The sequence below is a fragment of the Rhizobium sp. 10N427 genome, from assembly GCF_056394605.1.
This window is the reverse complement of the sequence record NZ_JBFTID010000021.1, coordinates 18,641-34,431: the sequence shown is the minus strand read 5'-3', so window position 1 is coordinate 34,431 and position 15,791 is coordinate 18,641. Positions and strand designations below refer to the sequence as shown.

Sequence of the window (15,791 nt, the reverse complement as noted above, 5' to 3'; positions counted from 1 at the left end):
TTCCTCCATCATTATTTTCGCGACGCTAGCCGCTCGGGAGCGGTCCCGGGAGTAACAATGTTGTCGGGAAACCGATTGCCGGCGTGCTGATCCAGCGCCGCGCCGGTCCATTGCCTACGCTTTCGACCTTGCCCGACGCAGCAAGTGTTTCAAGTGCGCGCTGGACCGTGCGCGTGCTGATCCCGAGCGCGATCGATAAAGCCGAACTCGACCAGCTTTCACCGTCGGCAAGGAGGGCGAGCACAGTACCGTTCTCATTATCGATCGGCGGTGCCAGCACCGCGACATCGGCGCCGTTGGCAGGCAGGAGAACGAAGCCGTCCTGTGTGGCCTCGATGGTCACAAGCCCTTCTAGCGCGGCGCGCAGCCGCCCGACTTCGACCCGCAGACGGGCACGATGGGATTCGTCTACATGGCGCGCACCGAAGGCACGGGCGAGCAGAACGCCGCGCGGCAAGTCATCCGGTGCAGCCTCGGCCAACGCGCGCGCCAGTGAAAACAACACTGGCCTTCCAGCCAAGGAAACGATTCGGGAGCCACGACGGATGGTGAAGCGGCAGGCATCGATGATAAGGCCATCAGAGGAAAGGAGTGCCTCGACCTCATCGAGGTAAAGGGTGCGTTCGTCGCCGTGGACAATTCTTCGGCCCGCGGGCTCATCGAGAACATGAGCTGCGTTTTGCACTTCCGCAACAAGAGCCGGAATATCGGCGTCCCTTGCCGCAGATGCCGCGCGCGCAAAAGCCGCGCGGGCGATCTGGATCTTTAGCCGGCGGACTGCAATGCCGGCGACGGTCAGCTCCAGGCTTGCTCTTGCGGCGGGCGGCAATGGCGATGGATCGAGCATCGCAAGCAGCGTCTCCGCTTCTTCGAGGCGGCCGACAAGCAGCAGGCGGCGAATCTGCAGATTTCGGGCATGGGCTGCATTCGGCCTGTCGCCGTGCCGCTCGAGCGTCTGGCGCGCCATCTCCAGAGCCTTTTCAGGCCAGCTGAGGTCGCGGCTCACAAGGGCGATCTCACCTTCCGCCAGCTTGCAGCGGGCGCGAGCCAGCTCTTCGCGGGAGGTGAAGGCGCGGTGAGCGTTTTTCAGGAGCGCCTTGGCCCGCTCGAAATCACCGAGCTGGGCAAGTGCAATTCCTCTGAGAGCGAGCGCCGGAGCATCGCCACGCAGCGCGACGCGTTTCATAGCGCCGAGCACATCGCCGGCCGCGAGCGCTTGCGCCGCAGCCGTGATCATCGAGTCCATTGAAATCCCGTCACACTTGTAACTCCCACCCTCCGGTCAATCAGACCTAGGGTAACGCCGATCTGCCGGCTACGTGAAGCGCCTGCAGAATTTTGATGAGGAGAAAGATGATGACGACCACTGTGACTGGCACGCGCGAGGCATGGCTTTCAGCCCGGCTTGCCCTTCTTGAAGAAGAAAAAGAGCTGACAAGGCGCAGCGACGAAATCGCGGAGCACCGCCGCCAGCTCCCCTGGGTGAAGATCGACAAACAATATCAGTTGCAGACAGATGCGGGCATCGTGCCTCTTTCGGCGCTCTTCCGGGGGCGCTCGCAGCTCCTCGTCTACCACTTCATGTTCGGCACGGACTATACAGCGGGCTGCCCCTCCTGTTCATCGATAGCTGACGGGTTCAACGGCATTTTCGTACATCTGGAAAACCATGACGTCGCCTTCTGGGCCGTTTCGCGCGGACCACTCGTCAAACTGCAGCAATTCAAGAAGCGTATGGGATGGACCTTCGACTGGGCGTCTTCAGCGGAAAGTGATTTCAATCACGACTTCAATGTCTGGTTCACGCCGGAGGAGCAGGTGAACGGTGGCATCGAGTACAACTATCGCCGTGAGCCACCGATGCCCGAACCGCTCGCCGAGACGGTGCAACAATGGGAGCTCAAGGGCAGCGAGGGGCCCGTCGCGCAGATCGCTTCGATGACGGGCACTGATGTCGCAACCTATACACGCGACCGGCCAGGTGTGAGCTCCTTTGCCTTGCATGGCGGCGAGATTTATCACACCTATTCATCCTACGCCCGCGGGCTGGATGGCCTCTGGGGCATGTATCAATGGCTCGACCGGGCACCACTCGGGCGCAATGAGGAAGGCGTCTGGTGGCGCCATCACGATCGCTACGGAGTCTAGCGCCGTGCGCAGATCGTTCATTCACAACGGCATGGCCGGCGCTTCCGCCGGCCGATATCGGACCACGGCGATCAGCCGCTTTCTACACCTTGCCGCCGCTCCTGTCTTTGGCGTCATGGCTTTCCTGAATGCTGGCGATCGATCAACAATGACGATCTGTGCCAGCGACGGCGGCTCGATGCTAAGCGGGATGGTGCTGATGTATGTGCTGATGGCGATTGCCCATCTTGTCCCGTGGGTGCATCTGCTCGGCAAGCGGCACAACCGTGACACCTGATCAGGTGTTGAATGGGAATGCTGAAGGATCCCGGGCGTTTCGCCACCTTTCCCAACGACGCCGCAGTTCGCCTTTTCGCAAGCCGATAGGCTCTTCAAGAACTTCGGCGGCAATCATCCTATCGGTACGAAAATGGCGGAAATCGCTTCGGGTCTCACACCATGCGATCAGCATCCGATAGGCTTCAGCATAACCGAGAATGACTGGCCAAACGATCCGCTCCGTGTGCTCCCCACGCTCGCTGTGATAGCGGAGCCTGATCTTCATACCGGTGCGGATGGCGCTGCGAAGCTGCCTTGCGTCGACGATCTCTGCGGCATCGCCGGCTTTCGGCTTGGTGCCAATGCTCGGTTCAGCAATGTGGGGGCGCAGTCTTTCCGGTATGGCATCAGCGATTTTGGCAATCAGATCGCGGGCAGCAGCTGCAAGCGATGGGTCGGAATGCTGTGCAACCCACTGGGCGCCAAGCACGGCCGCCTCGATCTCATCAGGTGTGAGCATGAGGGGCGGCATGTCGTAGTCTGAATCGAGAATATAGCCCAAGCCCGCTTCGCCAGCGATCGGGACACGTTGACCAATCAAATCGGCCATGTCCCGATAGACTGTGCGGATCGAGATCTCCAGCTCGCCGGCAAGCATGGTTGCCGTTACCGGACGCGACGAGCGACGAAGGATCTGGATGATTTGGAAAAGACGGTCGGCACGACGCATGGCTCACTCCTGCTGCCACCATGCTGTCAGGAGGCTTCGCTTACAAGGTCTCAATGCCGACCAAGCGGCGTTATTGGAGAGATAGATCATGAGACTTGCATCCACCCGCCTTATCGTCAGCGACATCACCGCCGCCGTTTCGTTTTACGAACTGGTGACGGATACCGCCGCTGACTGGCTGGCGCCGGTCTTTGCCGAGATAGTGACGCCTGGCGCGACATTGGCGATCGGCGCAGCCGAGACCGTGGGTCTCTTCATGGCCGGAACCGCCACGCCGGGCGCCAACCGGTCCGCGATACTCGAATTTTTGGTCGATGATATCGATGCGGAGTTCTCACGCCTTAAGAGCAATGTCGAAGTGGTGCACGAGCCAAAACTGCTACCTTGGGGCAATCGCACCTTCCAGTTCAGAGACCCTGAGGGCACGCTAGTATCGTTCTTCATGCCCGCGACGGAAGAAGCAAGAGCTCGGTTTGGCAGCCGCTGATGGCGCTCCAGACGCGAGCATTGTCAACGTTCGTGAAGCAAGAAGCGGTGCCGGATGCATATGTACGGCCAGGAAAATGCTTCACACGAAGAAGTTCTCATTTGGAAGGGAGCTGCGTCTTTTCATCGAAAAGATCTATGAAAACAATATCTATCCTAGACGCCGCGATATCGGTCGCCGAGCCTTGCTCGGGAAGGTCGACCGGATGGCCCGGTAAAAACTATCGCTGCGCGAAGGTAGGTCTTGAATGGTTCAGAATAGGCAGAATGGTGCGAAGATTCCTGTTGACCGTCGATTGCCACCATGCGGCGCTGGGGTAAGGTTGGTTCGGGCATCATCCAGGAGACGCCATGTCAGACCCATTTTCTACGCTGATAGGCCGTGTTCTCGGTGACCCGATCTCTCAGTTCGTGACCCTTGTGGTCTTGATTCTTACAGCGAGAGTCTTTGCAAGAGGACGGCCCGCGCTGCGGTTTTCCGCTCACGTCGTGTTTTTCGTGATGCTGACGGTCCTGCTGATCGCCAACGGTGTCGCGCCATGGTCGACCGATATGACGGCCGAGGATCTGACACACCGTTTGTTTCTCGGCCTTGCGAAAACGACGTGGTGGATCGGCACTGCAATGGTCCTTGTCGCTTCGGTTCGGCTGTTTCTGATTTTCGAGCGAAATCCGAGAGAGGGCCGACTGATACAGGATCTGCTTGTAGGCATCATCTACGTCGGCGCGGCTCTCTCCATTATTGCCTTCGTCTTCAGTCTGCCGGTCGGTACCCTGATCGCCACATCCGGCGTTTTTGCAATCGTCCTTGGTCTGGCACTGCAAAGTACCCTCAACGACGTTTTTTCCGGCATCGCACTGAATCTCGGCCGGCCCTATAATGTCGGCGACTGGATTGTGCTTGACGACAATGTTCAGGGCCGGGTGGTGGAGACGAACTGGCGCTCCACTCACCTGCTGAGCGGCACCAATGATCTGATCATCGTGCCGAACAGCGCGCTTGCGAAGGCTCGTCTGACGAACCTCACCGCTCCCGATGAGGTCCATGGCGCTACCGTGACAGTTCGAATGCTTCCAACCCGCAGCCCGGCAACGATTGAACAGGCAATGCAGGCGGTCTTGCTCAGCGCCAATTCCATTCTCAAATCTCCGCCTCCATCCGTTTCGATTGTCGGCATGGATTCATCAGGCGTCGATGTTGAGCTCTCCTTCCGCGTGTCGGGGATCTCGAAGATCGCAGCGGCACGAAATGAGATCTACGACCTTGCCTACAGGCATGCCAAAGCGGCTGGAATTCAGCTCGGTCCACCGGTAAACGCATCGGCCGGCATAGTTCAGGTTCAGGACGCGACATCCAAACACCCGGGAACTCCCTGGAGGCTCCTGAGCTCGATAGGGTTGTTCTCCACTCTGACAGAGGACGAAAGGGAGAACCTTGCGCAGGAGATGAAGCGGCTGACCTTCAAACAGGATGTCGTCATCGCTCCCCAGGACGCTGCTTTGACGTCCCTGATGATCGTGCGAAGCGGGGTGGTCGTCGTCGAGCGTGAGATTGAAGGGGTCATGAGCGAGATCACGAGATTGGCGCCTGGCGACCTGTTTGGCGAACGTGGGGTCCTCATGGGTGCGGTCGAACCGGCCAGAATGCGCGCGCTCACCTTTGTCGTCGTCTACGAAATCTCCAAAGAGGTCCTGGCAGGCGTCATGCGAGACCGTCCTGGACTTGCAGAAGAGCTCGGACTGCTATTGACGCGACGCGTCGAAAGCGAGATTCACCTTTCAAACGACTTGAGGCAATCAGCAGATCAGCACCCGACCTCGATTACAGCAAGGATCCGTCATCTCTTTCAGGTCCCACATTCGGGGCATTGAGGCCGCCTCCACCGCGACCTCCGATTTGACCGCGATGGACAACAATGCCATTCTTCAAAACCTGAAAGCAGGTGAAGCATCCCCAGCACCACTTGTCGTCGCATCGCAATCGATTTCCAGCATCACAGAAAAACTGAAACGACGGAGAGTTTTTCATGCCGGGTTCGCAGCATTCCGCTCTCGGATCCCTCGTGCTGATCAGTGCAGTCGTGGGCTTCAGCGTCGGCGCCTTTGCATACACTGCCGGATGGCTCACACCCGGACGCCTAACATCTATGGAGCTTGTGGCCGCTCTGGCGCCTCCTGGCGGACCCGCGCTGGGGCATCGGAGAAATCATGCGAAGGGGGTGTGCTTCACGGGCAACTTCGAAGCCAATGGCAACGCTGTCGCGCTTTCGAAGGCACCGTTGTTCATCGCGGGACGATATCCGGTTCTCGGACGTTTCAACCTCGCAACGCCTGATCCCAACGCAGCAGATCCTACCGTGCGCGTGCGCGGCATCGGTATGCAAATTTCAGCTCCGGACGGTAACGTCTGGCGCATGGCGCTGATTGACCCGCCTGTCTTCGCGGTTTCGACGCCGCAGGGATTTTATGACCTGCTCGAGGCTTCAAAGAGCAAGAACCCTGATGCCATGAAGGGCTTTGTGGCAGCACATCCCGAATTTGCCGCATTCGGCGAGTGGGCAAGCAAGGCCCCTTGGACAGCCAGCTATGCCGAGGTGACCTTCAATAGCCTGAATGCATTCATCTTTACGAATGGTGACGGGGCCAAGAACGCGGTGCGTTGGTCACTGCGGCCCGAAACTCAGCCTGTGACGATCGCAGTTGAGGATTTCGCAAAGTTGGGCCCCAATCATCTTGAAGAGGACATCATCGACCGTGTATCCAAGTCGCCCCAGCGCTGGACCCTTGTTCTGACAGTCGCCGACCCTTCAGATCCAACATCCGATCCGACAAAGGCCTGGCCGCCTGAACGAAGGACGGTGGAAGCTGGAACGCTTGTGGTGGAAAAAATCGAGCAAGAGGCGGACGGCCTGTGCCGGGATATCAATTTCGACCCGACAGTTCTGCCGGACGGCATCGAGGTTTCCGATGATCCATTTCCTGCAGCACGATCGGCTGCCTATGCCAGATCCTATGATCTTCGAACCAGTGAAGCGAGCCAGTACCCCCGAACAGCAGCGAGCGCGAAACCATGACCGGCATCACAACACGTTTCTCTGCCGCCCAGCGTCTTTTGCACTGGCTGATGGCTGTCGGAATTCTGGCCATGCTATTCATCGGCGTCGGGATGGTCACGACGATCGGTCAGCGGTACGTTGCGCTGCTGGTGACACACAAGACTCTGGGAATCCTCATCCTCGTTCTCGCCCTGGTTCGTCTTGTGGTCCGTTTCATATCGGGTGCCCCGGCTCTGCCACCAGATCTACCGCTGCCGATGAAACTCGCTGCCCATCTGTCGCATCTTGCATTATACCTGCTGATGATCGCCATGCCGCTCATTGGTTGGGCGATGATGTCGGCAGCGGCCTATCCGATTGTGCTCTATGGCGGTGTCCGTCTTCCCCCGATCCTGCCGCAGAGCGCGAGCCTGCACGCTATGCTCTGGAGCGCACATTTCTATCTGGCCTTCGCGTTTTTCGCACTCGTCGTGATGCATCTCGCGGCCGCACTGTTTCACGGTTTGGTTCGCCGCGACGGGGTTCTTCAGGCAATGTTGCCAGGCAAATAGTGCCTTTGCTTGGACGGCGGTATCTCACGAGATGTGAATAAGAACGCGTACGTGTCTCGGAGAAACGCCAATCGGACGATGCCGTTTCATTCGCGGTCAGCCGCTAACGTTTCGCAAGGTATCCGGTGTGCTCGGGCTATCTTGATGCCACCTCGCTAGACGCACGCGGACCCTCGCAAGCCCTTCGCGGGCCGTCATAGGGCTGGTAGGTGTTGTCCTCGACACGGTATGACTGGTAACGGGCAGAGCACCATGAGGCGGCCGCGGCCGTCACGGACGTAGGCTGGACACTTTCAGTAGCCGTAACGGTGGTCGAAGGACCGCTTTCATAAGGCGAGTAGCAGGCACGAGTCTGGCCGCTGAACGAGCGGTAAGTATTGGTCTTCGCATCGAAGGAGCGATAGCGGTCAATGCACCAGCTCAAATGCTGGCTCGACATTGCCGTGTTCACGACTGGTGCGGCGACTGTGGCCGGGCCTTTGGCAAGACCCGTCTTTGCAGATGGTTGCGCGAGGGCGTATGTCGAAAACTGAGCCGGAACCCTTTCGAACGACTGAGCCGACCGATCAATCCTGACTGGCGCTGTAGTCCACAGGTCCGATGCGGTTTCACTTGCGAATGTATGGCGTTCGGGCGCTGCCATAATTATAGACGCGATCGAGGCTGCCGCAATGCAGGAGCCGACCGCGCAGGTGATTCCAGAACCCAACAATGCGATGGTCTTCATGACGTCCCCGAGGCAAAATAATCTTGTTGGATCAGAGAACGCGAGACGCTGAAAATCGTTCACTGTCGGGAGAGATAATCGTTGACGATCGAGACCGACAGTAGGTGCTGCGATGCGATTGTCAGTTTCAGAACAGTCGGCGGACCTGCAGATTTTCCATCCTCCAACAATGAAGGAACTGTCCATAGACCACACGAGCCACATTCGTCTGCCATGCTCTGAACTGACGCCGGCGGCGCTCCGGGCGCCACGATCTATGGTGCTGACGACCATAGGTCGGCAAGATTGACCACATTCACGGCTGCAATGTTGGCGGCTCAGCGGTTTTTGGCGTCGAGCCCGTTGCCGTCCCGACTTCGGACCTCGAGTTCGACGAAGACGGCGACATCTATGTGGTCACGAGCTGGACTAAAGATCGGCTCAAGACGATGCCCGAGCAGACAAGGTTGCTTCCTCTCCGGCGCGTTGAGGTTTACAATGTCTGGGATACATTTTGCGAAAGTCTTCTGAAAACCGCCAATGACGGAACCAGCGCCTGTGAACTGATGGCGGGCTCCTCCGTGTGCGTTGCCTCAACTCTCTGGTGGCGCAGACGAGCATTGTCTTGGCTCGCGCTTCTACCCAGTCTTTTCTCACATCTGGAAGGGACACATTCATGGTTGCCATTCGAGTGTCCATTGCAGGAGCGGATACCGCTGATGGGGTCGAAAAATGGCTGCCGGATTGGCTTATGCGTGTGCTAAGAACGACGACATTGACGTGTGAAAATAGATCTGCCCGGAAAATCTGCATGCCTACAATCAAGATTGCTGAACTCGATGGCGAATACGCGATAGTTCAATTGGACGCCACTGCAGAGTTGCCCGGATGGTGGTCCGGACCAGGTTTTGGATCTGTAAGCCGCGGGGACGACGAACTATCGATCGTATGCTTGGCTGACCGTGTGCCTGGCGGCGTTTCCAAAGACGGCGGGTGGACGGCTTTCAAGTTCATTGGCCCGTTCGCGTTCGGGGAGACGGGCATCGTCCTGTCGGTCATACGCCCACTTTCGGAAAATGGTGTCGGTATATTCTTGGTATCCACCTTCAATGGCGACTACCTGTTGCTGAAGCAGCAGGACGTTGAGCGGTCGCGAGGTCTGTTGTTGGAAGCAGGACACGAGCTCGTCTCGCTGGCACCCGCTTTCTAAAGTCTCACCCGCGGCCGCCGGCGGGGCCAAGCATCCCGGTCGATGGTTCACAGCCTCCGATTCCCCAAACTGGGGATTCTCAAAACCATCCCCGCCGCCAGAACCAGACGAGAGGCGCGATGGCGCTCAGGATGATGACCGTCCAGGCAAACGGGTAACCCCACTCCCAGCCCAACTCCGGCATGAACTTGAAATTCATGCCCCATATGCCGGCCATCAGGGTCGGTGGCACACCGACCACCGAGGCGATCGTCAGCACTTTGAAGATGTCGTTCTGCTCGATGGTGATGAAACCGAGGACTGCGTCCAGGAGAAATTGGGTCTTGTCCGAAAGATGCGTTTCGTAATCGCTCAATGAGGAGACGTCCTTGGTCACAGCGTGCAGCTGGTCGCGGAATTCGTCCGACAGCATCTCGTGACACACATCCAAAGTAAATGAAGCCATCCTGCCAACGCCGAGCAGGACATCGCGGGCCTTCGAGGATCGATCGCCGAGCGCGCCGACTTTGGAAAGCGCGCGGCGCAGCGTAAAGTTGGCACTGCGGGGAGAGGCCGAACCTTTGAGATTTCCTTTGAAGACCGTCCGGGACACCTGGTCTACTGCGGCGGCCAGATGCTCAAGAACATCAGCACCACGGTCGACGATGGCCTCCAGCAGCGCCACGAAAACACCCATGCCGCTGGCAAGCGTTTCATCGTGTTTTATCCGTTCCGCAACAGCATCGAAAGCCGGCAAGTCGTCGAAGCGGATGGTCACCAGAAAGTCAGGGCCGACGATAAAGCCTGCCGGCGAGAGCTCGGCGTGCTCGGTTGTAGCATGACCAACGACGGGTGCGCTGAGGTAAAGCCGGTCTCCCTCTTTGGAAAGCCTGCTCGATACTTCAATTTCGCTCAGGGCATCGCGTGTTGGAACTCTTACCCTTGCACGCCGCTCGACGAATGCGATCTCCTCTTCGTCGGGATCGAGGAGGTCCATCCAGATGACGTGACCAGGCAATGAGTCATCGGCTGCACCTGCCCTGACGGCTCCGTCAATGTCGCGATAGATTTTCAGCAAAGTCGGCTCCTGAGGGCGGCGATTGCAGGAATAGATACGATGTCGTTGCCTCAGCCGCGAGGTGCCAAAAGGTCGCCGGGTCTATTTTGGGGGCCGCCAGTCAGCGTCGTCGGTTGCCTTCGGAAACAGCTGGGTCACGTTGGAACCGGTCGTCTTGTTGACCTGACGCGCCGTCCGTGTGCTTTGCCGGCTTTCCCCCGAGCTTTGCAGGACGCGGACAAAGCCCTCCCTCTGCCGATAATAATCAGGCTTGTCGGGCATACGAAGCTCGTACTCGCTGACCAGACGGTCGATCAGGTCCATCGCTTGCGCCGCAAGGACTGCGTAGCCTTCCCGCCGGCGCTCGAAGAAGCCATCAAAATTTCGAGCCGAGAGATCGAGCGCATCAAGGGCACGTCCCAAGTTAAGGACGCGATTGCCAAGCCACATGATTTCATCGGCAATTTCCTCATCAAGGAGCTCCAAGCGATCCGGCGACGGCAACGCCAGGACCGGATCGGGAATGTGGAAGACGAACTCGTCCTCGTTCATCGGATTGATTCCGGGGTGTCGTGAACGGCTGAATAGCTCGACCCCACGAAGTCGTCCAAAGCCAGAACCGCCTGCATGGCCGCGCTTCGTTCATCAGAGGCTGAGCGCCTGCGGGAAAGGACGGACGTAAAAGTGGGAATCAGCGCCCCAAGTGTGACGCGACCTGCCCCAAGGATCGCTCCAATTGCCAGCAGGCCCTGTGAAGTCTCGAAAAATTGCTGCAATGATCACCTCGTTACTCAAGGAGCTTAGCGGCAGAGATTCAAAATCGAATCGTCTCCAGTCTGCCCATCGTGCGCCGCGATCGTTGTGGCACAAAGCCAAAGGTGAGATCCCACAAGCGGCCGGACCACCGCGACCGTGTTTGCCTCCAGCCGGAGACACACTGAAGGTCATATGGCACTCCGTTCGCGACTTTCTGCGGGAGGGCATTGACCAACCCGTTGCCGAGCACGATTTATTCGGCACTAGGAGCCCGTCGTCATGCTTGTCACCGTCTTTATCTTTATTTTTACAGTACTCGGCGTGCTGGCCGCTCGCTACCTCGTCGTCAAAACGAAACTGACGGAAAAGTCTATCGACGATGCGATTTCGCGAAGAATGCGGACTTCACCGGCGATGTTGGAAATGCGCAATCTCCACGAAATGAATGGCGTCATGCGCAATCTCCTGATCGATCTTGTTGAAACCGATGAGCTCGCATCCCGGGCCGGCGGCACAGATGTGACGCCTGGTGACAAGAGGCGGCTGTTGTCGCTTCGAGATGCTCGCAGGCGCGAGGTCTGCGCTGAAACCATTGTGTTCTTGAAGCAGACGGGAGGTCTTCCGGCTTCAACGAAAACAAGCCAGACCAAGGGTTGATCGCGTCGCCGGAGGCGATGCGTGCCAACGTTTTGGCCACAGATCGTGGGCCATACGACGGTCGAGCTCTTCTGCCGATCCCCGACCGTCGCATATCGATTACGCCGCGACCTGTTTTTTGATTATCAAGAAGTGACGGACGGCAGGGGTATCATGCCCGTTTACTAGGCGAGAACTTGTCTTGGAGATCCGCCGGTCATTGACCATCGTTCACAGCCGGACTGGTCGGATCAGGCGCACCATCAAAGAACAGGTAAACGGCGGCGATCCGGCCATCACTTACGACGATGAAGTCGGTGCCCGCATAGGCAGGCGGTTCACCCGGCACCCCCGACACCCAGCGCAAGCGTCCCGCCTTATCATGCAGCACGTCAGCACGCCCGAGCGTCGAGTATCGGAATGTCGGATGCAAGGCTCGGATGATCCCAGCTATCCGGACGATTTCGTCTCGTCCGCGATAGATCCCGTGTGGTTCGACGAACACGGCATCGTCATGAAAGATTTCTTCGGCGACCTTTCGGCGCAGGGTATCGTCCCCCTCCCCGAAAATGCCCTGAAGGTTGCGCTCAAGAAGCGTGGCGATATCAGCCATGATGGTTCTCCCTTGCGGCGGTGAGCCTAGATCTGTGCCTGGCCGCCGTCGACGAACAGCTCGACACCGTTGATGAAGGAAGCGTCGTCCGAGGCCAGGAACAGCACGGCCTTAGCGATCTCTTCGGGCTGACCAACGCGGCCTGCCGGAATGAGGCCGGCAAGGTAGTTCTTGGTGTTCTCGGCGCTTTGGCCGTTGCCGAACAACTCGTTGAGGCCAGCCGTATCGGTCACGCCCGGGGAGATCGCATTGACGCGGATATGGCGATCTTTCAGATCGAGGATCCAATTGCGCGCGAAATTGCGCACCGCCGCCTTTGTCGCGGAGTAGACGCTGAAGGCCGGCGTGCCGGAAATGCTGGTCGTCGATGAGGTGAGGATGATCGAGGCCCCGTCGCGCAGAAGCGGCAGTGCCTTCTGAACAGTGAACAACGTGCCCTTCACGTTGGTATCGAAGGTTTTCTGATAGTGCTCCTCGCTGATTGCGCCGAGCGGCGCCATCTCGCCGCCTCCGGCATTGGCGAAGACGACGTCGATATGGCCATGCTTCTGCTGGACGGCGTCGTAGAGGCGGTCGATATCGACGAGCTTGCTCATGTCGGCCTGCACGCCGGTGACGCGGCCGCCTATCGTCTTGACGGCTGCATCAAGCGCATCTTTGCGCCGGCCGGTGATGAAAACCGATGCGCCTGCCTGCGAAAATGCCTGTGCTGTCGCAAGTCCGATGCCGCTTGTGCCGCCCGTGACGATTACAACCTTGTTTTCAAAAGTTCTCATTGTGTTGCTCCTTGTGGACGGCCTAGTGCCGTTGAAAAGAACATGACAGCGGAACGATTATGCAAATAGCCGTCAAATCTGTTACCCATCGTTCCAAACGGAGAACGATGATGCGGTACGATCTGAATGACCTTGTCTATTTTGCGGAAGTGGTCGCCCACGGCGGGTTCGCGGCGGCGGGCCGCGCACTGCGCGAACCCAAGTCGAAACTCAGTCGGCGGGTGGCAGGACTGGAGGCTCGCCTTGGTATCCGTCTTATCGAACGCTCAAGCCGGCGTTTCCGCGTAACCGATGTTGGCAAGTCCTTCTACGAGCGTTGCAGGGCCATGATGACGGAAGCCGAACGTGCTGAGGCGCTCGTTGCCGAAGCGCAATCGGAGCCGCATGGGATGATCCGCATGAGTTGTCCGACCGGGCTCGTCGAGGCGATCTCTCCGCTCGTCACGCGCTTCCTTGTTCAATACCCAAAAGTTCGCTTGCAGCTGGTGGCTATCGACCGGTGGATCTCATCGAGGAGCGGATCGACGTGGCCTTGCGCGTGCGCACCTCACTGGAAGGCGATGCCTCGTTGACGATGCGCTCACTTGGAAACTCGACCCGAATCCTCGTGGCCAGCCCGCAGATCGCAAGCCGCATTGGCTCGGTCGAGGACCTTGCTGCTCAACCAACGCTATCGACCACCGACGATCAGGGCGAAGTAAACTGGTTCCTGGAGACCGAGGAGGGTCGGACGCATACGTTGCGACACGAACCGAGGATTGGCTGCGCCGACTTCACTGCCGTCCGCACGGCAGCCCTTGCCGGCCTCGGCGTGGCACTACTTCCAGATCATAGCTGCAGACAGGCACTGGGCGAAGGCAAGCTGGTGCGTGTTCTTCCCGCTTGGCGCGGCATGAAAGGGCTTGTCCATCTGGTTTTCACGACAAGGCGCGGCCTGCCGCCAGCGGTGCGCAAATTTATCGATGGGCTTGCGGCGGGATTCCCGAAAGACGCCCTGGCTGAGTGACGATCGAGATGCGTTTTTAGCTCTGCGCCGCTAACAACTCGGAAGCTTGCGTCCGAGCGCGAGGAAGCTCGCATCGGCCCATTGAGACCGACCGACTGAGCGCCTTCATATAGATCTCTGTGCTCCTAAAACTCGCTTCTCATTGGAGACTGGCCAGGAAACTAGAAAAGCAGCATTGCCGATATTGTGCTGTAGCGTCTGCTCATATTTCCGAACCTTCGAGGGTCTTTCATCGTCAGGATTTTCCATGCAATGTAAGATAGTCTTCCCGTCGTGGTCCTCGCATCAAACGGACGGCAAGACAGCGCGGGTCAATGTGCGACATGTTGCGATTTCCCTTTGCACTTGGTTGAAGCGAAATCTGCCAGCTGCCTCTCGCTCCTGGAGGGATGCGTCCCTTCCGGATTGAGCGCCAGGAAAAGTCACAATACACGATCGTTCGATATCACTCCTCGTCATCGCCCGCGAAACGCCGGATGGGGCTTCTGTGTTTCCGCAACCGGTTCTGTCCAGAGCCTTTTCGTTGGGGCTGGACGATGAGGCCCACGGCCATCAACTTCGCTTTACGGACAGCGATTATTCCTCCGGTTTCGATGAAGGCCCGTATTCGTTTGCTTTCTTCGCTCTAGAAGCGCAAGGTTCTTCCTTCAGTAAGCCATGTTCAGGGCGCTGCTGCTTTAGGGTCATCACGCCCTAGCCCCGACTGAAAGGAGGACGCAATGTCTTCCGCACTCTCGCCTCACCTTCTAACAGTCGCCGATATCAACTTTCTTCAAAATGTGCTGAAAGATGCGGGCTACTCAAGCCACGAGCTGACAGGCACGCGCGTGACACCCGCAGGGAAACTACTGATCAAATCGTTTCAGGCAGGGATGGAACATCCGGTGGATCTTCAAACCGAGCTCGAAAATCACTTTGGTCGTTACGAAATGAAACCCCGCGTATCGAGTAAAGCGCTACATCCGTTCGCAATCCCAGGCTTACCGCATCGCGACACGACTGCCACGTAACAACGCCGCTCGCCAGCAAACTGCGGAAGCCAGTTGATCGCTTGATTGGCGTCATTGGTTTGCGCCCTAAAACTGCGAAAATTAAAGGTCGGACCAAGATGTCGCTAGTGTTTCCCAACCGAAGCCGAAGTTTCGACGAAATAAAGAACGGCGTACGCTTCACCGGATACGACGGCATGTTTGAAGTCAAATTCCTGGTTGAGGCGTCAGCGTTGAAGCAGACGACGGCGGCGCGGTGCCTCAGCGCATTCGACAGCGACCGGGCATCGGTGCTGGAAGCGGCAGCCAAACTCTATGAGCGACGCCGAAGCAATAACCTGACACTGAGTCTCCAGGATATGGCTTGAACTGCCTGATAACGCAACCGCCGGCATTGGCAGATTTCAACGGCAGCCTTTCACGGAGAACAACATGATCAGGTTCAGATCGTCAGACGGCAATGAAGCGAGATCGATGGAAATCGCACTCGAGCTGAAAAAACTGGATGCCGAGATGGCGTCCCCCAATATCAAGGAATCCAGACATACGGAGCTTACTGCCCTCTATCGAAAGTTGAGCGCAGAGCGAGATGTGCTGACGACACGGTGAGTGTGTGCCGTCATGTATTCCGGAAACGTGCGCTACGTCACCACCGAACAGTTGAGCTTGATCGCAGAACTTCTGGGGGATGCTGGCCACAGCACAAATGTATGGGCCAATGCGCCTCCCAATGTCGCTGCAAGATTGCTGATCAGACTTGTCCAGGGAGGTATGACCGACCCAATCGATCTTGCTTGCGAGCTTGAATTGAAGGTGGGAGGGAGGCGAGAGCCC

Annotated in this window: 18 protein-coding genes and 2 pseudogenes; 13 read left to right on the top strand and 7 right to left on the bottom strand. The window is 58.1% G+C overall.

Annotated elements, in window-relative coordinates; all coding sequences use genetic code 11:
* Nucleotides 1-25 precede the first annotated feature (25 nt).
* On the bottom strand, nt 26-1,246 hold the full coding sequence (locus tag AC1DIJ_RS28280; RefSeq protein ID WP_112446092.1) for an HTH domain-containing protein: 1,221 nt from the start codon (nt 1,244-1,246) through the stop codon (nt 26-28).
* Between the two features lie 110 nt (nt 1,247-1,356).
* On the opposite strand from AC1DIJ_RS28280, the gene AC1DIJ_RS28275 reads away from it, so the two are divergent.
* Both AC1DIJ_RS28275 and AC1DIJ_RS28270 read left to right on the top strand, forming a co-directional pair.
* Nucleotides 1,357-2,148: a DUF899 domain-containing protein gene (locus tag AC1DIJ_RS28275; protein ID WP_112386562.1), complete on the top strand. Its 792-nt coding sequence runs from the start codon at nt 1,357-1,359 to the stop codon at nt 2,146-2,148.
* Nucleotides 2,149-2,152: 4 nt separating this feature from the next.
* On the top strand, nt 2,153-2,425 hold the full coding sequence (locus AC1DIJ_RS28270; protein WP_310295864.1) for a hypothetical protein: 273 nt from the start codon (nt 2,153-2,155) through the stop codon (nt 2,423-2,425).
* On the opposite strand, the gene AC1DIJ_RS28265 is transcribed toward AC1DIJ_RS28270, so the two are convergent.
* The gene (locus tag AC1DIJ_RS28265; protein WP_112386564.1) at nt 2,426-3,136 is read right to left on the bottom strand and encodes a helix-turn-helix transcriptional regulator; all 711 of its coding nucleotides are present in this window, start codon (nt 3,134-3,136) and stop codon (nt 2,426-2,428) included.
* Between the two features lie 88 nt (nt 3,137-3,224).
* Here AC1DIJ_RS28265 and AC1DIJ_RS28260 point away from each other — a divergent pair, with 88 nt between their 5' ends.
* From AC1DIJ_RS28260 to AC1DIJ_RS28245, 4 genes are all read left to right on the top strand, one after another.
* Entirely contained in the window at nt 3,225-3,623 is a 399-nt protein-coding gene (locus AC1DIJ_RS28260; RefSeq protein WP_112386565.1) for a VOC family protein, read from the top strand.
* A 350-nt stretch (nt 3,624-3,973) separates the two neighbouring features.
* A complete protein-coding gene (locus AC1DIJ_RS28255) occupies nt 3,974-5,494 on the top strand; it encodes a mechanosensitive ion channel domain-containing protein (RefSeq protein WP_477831718.1) in 1,521 nt (506 codons plus the stop codon).
* A gap of 155 nt (nt 5,495-5,649) precedes the next feature.
* Nucleotides 5,650-6,696, top strand: a complete 1,047-nt coding sequence (locus tag AC1DIJ_RS28250) for a catalase family peroxidase (protein WP_112386567.1) — start codon at nt 5,650-5,652, stop codon at nt 6,694-6,696.
* On the top strand, nt 6,693-7,229 hold the full coding sequence (locus AC1DIJ_RS28245; protein ID WP_112386568.1) for a cytochrome b: 537 nt from the start codon (nt 6,693-6,695) through the stop codon (nt 7,227-7,229). The genes AC1DIJ_RS28250 and AC1DIJ_RS28245 overlap by 4 nt, the downstream gene beginning before the upstream one ends.
* A 136-nt stretch (nt 7,230-7,365) precedes the next feature.
* Here the strand turns inward: AC1DIJ_RS28245 and AC1DIJ_RS28240 are convergent, their stop codons facing one another.
* Nucleotides 7,366-7,668, bottom strand: coding sequence for a BA14K family protein (locus AC1DIJ_RS28240; RefSeq protein WP_477831722.1), 303 nt, complete (start codon nt 7,666-7,668; stop codon nt 7,366-7,368).
* 472 nt (nt 7,669-8,140) lie between these two features.
* Here AC1DIJ_RS28240 and AC1DIJ_RS28235 point away from each other — a divergent pair.
* Both AC1DIJ_RS28235 and AC1DIJ_RS28230 read left to right on the top strand, forming a co-directional pair.
* Nucleotides 8,141-8,393: pseudogene (locus tag AC1DIJ_RS28235) on the top strand (PRC-barrel domain containing protein); the annotation flags it as partial.
* Between the two features lie 353 nt (nt 8,394-8,746).
* The gene (locus tag AC1DIJ_RS28230) at nt 8,747-9,145 is read left to right on the top strand and encodes an ACT domain-containing protein (RefSeq protein ID WP_112386599.1); all 399 of its coding nucleotides are present in this window, start codon (nt 8,747-8,749) and stop codon (nt 9,143-9,145) included.
* Between the two features lie 79 nt (nt 9,146-9,224).
* On the opposite strand, the gene AC1DIJ_RS28225 is transcribed toward AC1DIJ_RS28230, so the two are convergent.
* Complete coding sequence (locus AC1DIJ_RS28225) at nt 9,225-10,202, bottom strand: magnesium transporter CorA family protein (protein ID WP_477831717.1); 978 nt, start codon at nt 10,200-10,202, stop codon at nt 9,225-9,227.
* Nucleotides 10,203-10,283: 81 nt separating this feature from the next.
* Complete coding sequence (locus AC1DIJ_RS28220; RefSeq protein WP_477831716.1) at nt 10,284-10,733, bottom strand: hypothetical protein; 450 nt, start codon at nt 10,731-10,733, stop codon at nt 10,284-10,286.
* Nucleotides 10,734-11,216: 483 nt separating this feature from the next.
* On the opposite strand from AC1DIJ_RS28220, the gene AC1DIJ_RS28215 reads away from it, so the two are divergent.
* A complete protein-coding gene (locus AC1DIJ_RS28215; RefSeq protein ID WP_112386569.1) occupies nt 11,217-11,594 on the top strand; it encodes a hypothetical protein in 378 nt (125 codons plus the stop codon).
* Nucleotides 11,595-11,790: 196 nt separating this feature from the next.
* Here the strand turns inward: AC1DIJ_RS28215 and AC1DIJ_RS28210 are convergent, their stop codons facing one another.
* Together AC1DIJ_RS28210 and AC1DIJ_RS28205 are read right to left on the bottom strand one after the other, a co-directional pair.
* Nucleotides 11,791-12,186: a nuclear transport factor 2 family protein gene (locus AC1DIJ_RS28210; RefSeq protein ID WP_477831715.1), complete on the bottom strand. Its 396-nt coding sequence runs from the start codon at nt 12,184-12,186 to the stop codon at nt 11,791-11,793.
* Nucleotides 12,187-12,212: 26 nt separating this feature from the next.
* On the bottom strand, nt 12,213-12,962 hold the full coding sequence (locus AC1DIJ_RS28205) for an SDR family NAD(P)-dependent oxidoreductase (protein WP_112386573.1): 750 nt from the start codon (nt 12,960-12,962) through the stop codon (nt 12,213-12,215).
* 107 nt (nt 12,963-13,069) lie between these two features.
* On the opposite strand from AC1DIJ_RS28205, the pseudogene AC1DIJ_RS28200 reads away from it, so the two are divergent.
* The 4 genes and pseudogenes from AC1DIJ_RS28200 (at nt 13,070) to AC1DIJ_RS28185 (ending at nt 15,566) form a co-directional block, all read left to right on the top strand.
* Nucleotides 13,070-13,968 (top strand): annotated as a pseudogene (locus AC1DIJ_RS28200) (LysR family transcriptional regulator).
* Nucleotides 13,969-14,687: 719 nt separating this feature from the next.
* Nucleotides 14,688-14,978, top strand: coding sequence for a hypothetical protein (locus AC1DIJ_RS28195; RefSeq protein ID WP_112386574.1), 291 nt, complete (start codon nt 14,688-14,690; stop codon nt 14,976-14,978).
* A 98-nt stretch (nt 14,979-15,076) separates the two neighbouring features.
* Nucleotides 15,077-15,325 carry a DUF1488 family protein gene (locus tag AC1DIJ_RS28190; protein WP_112386601.1) on the top strand — a complete coding sequence of 83 codons (249 nt, stop codon included), beginning with the start codon at nt 15,077-15,079 and terminating at the stop codon, nt 15,323-15,325.
* A gap of 64 nt (nt 15,326-15,389) precedes the next feature.
* Nucleotides 15,390-15,566, top strand: coding sequence for a hypothetical protein (locus tag AC1DIJ_RS28185; RefSeq protein WP_162705932.1), 177 nt, complete (start codon nt 15,390-15,392; stop codon nt 15,564-15,566).
* The last annotated feature ends 225 nt before the right edge of the window (nt 15,567-15,791 follow it).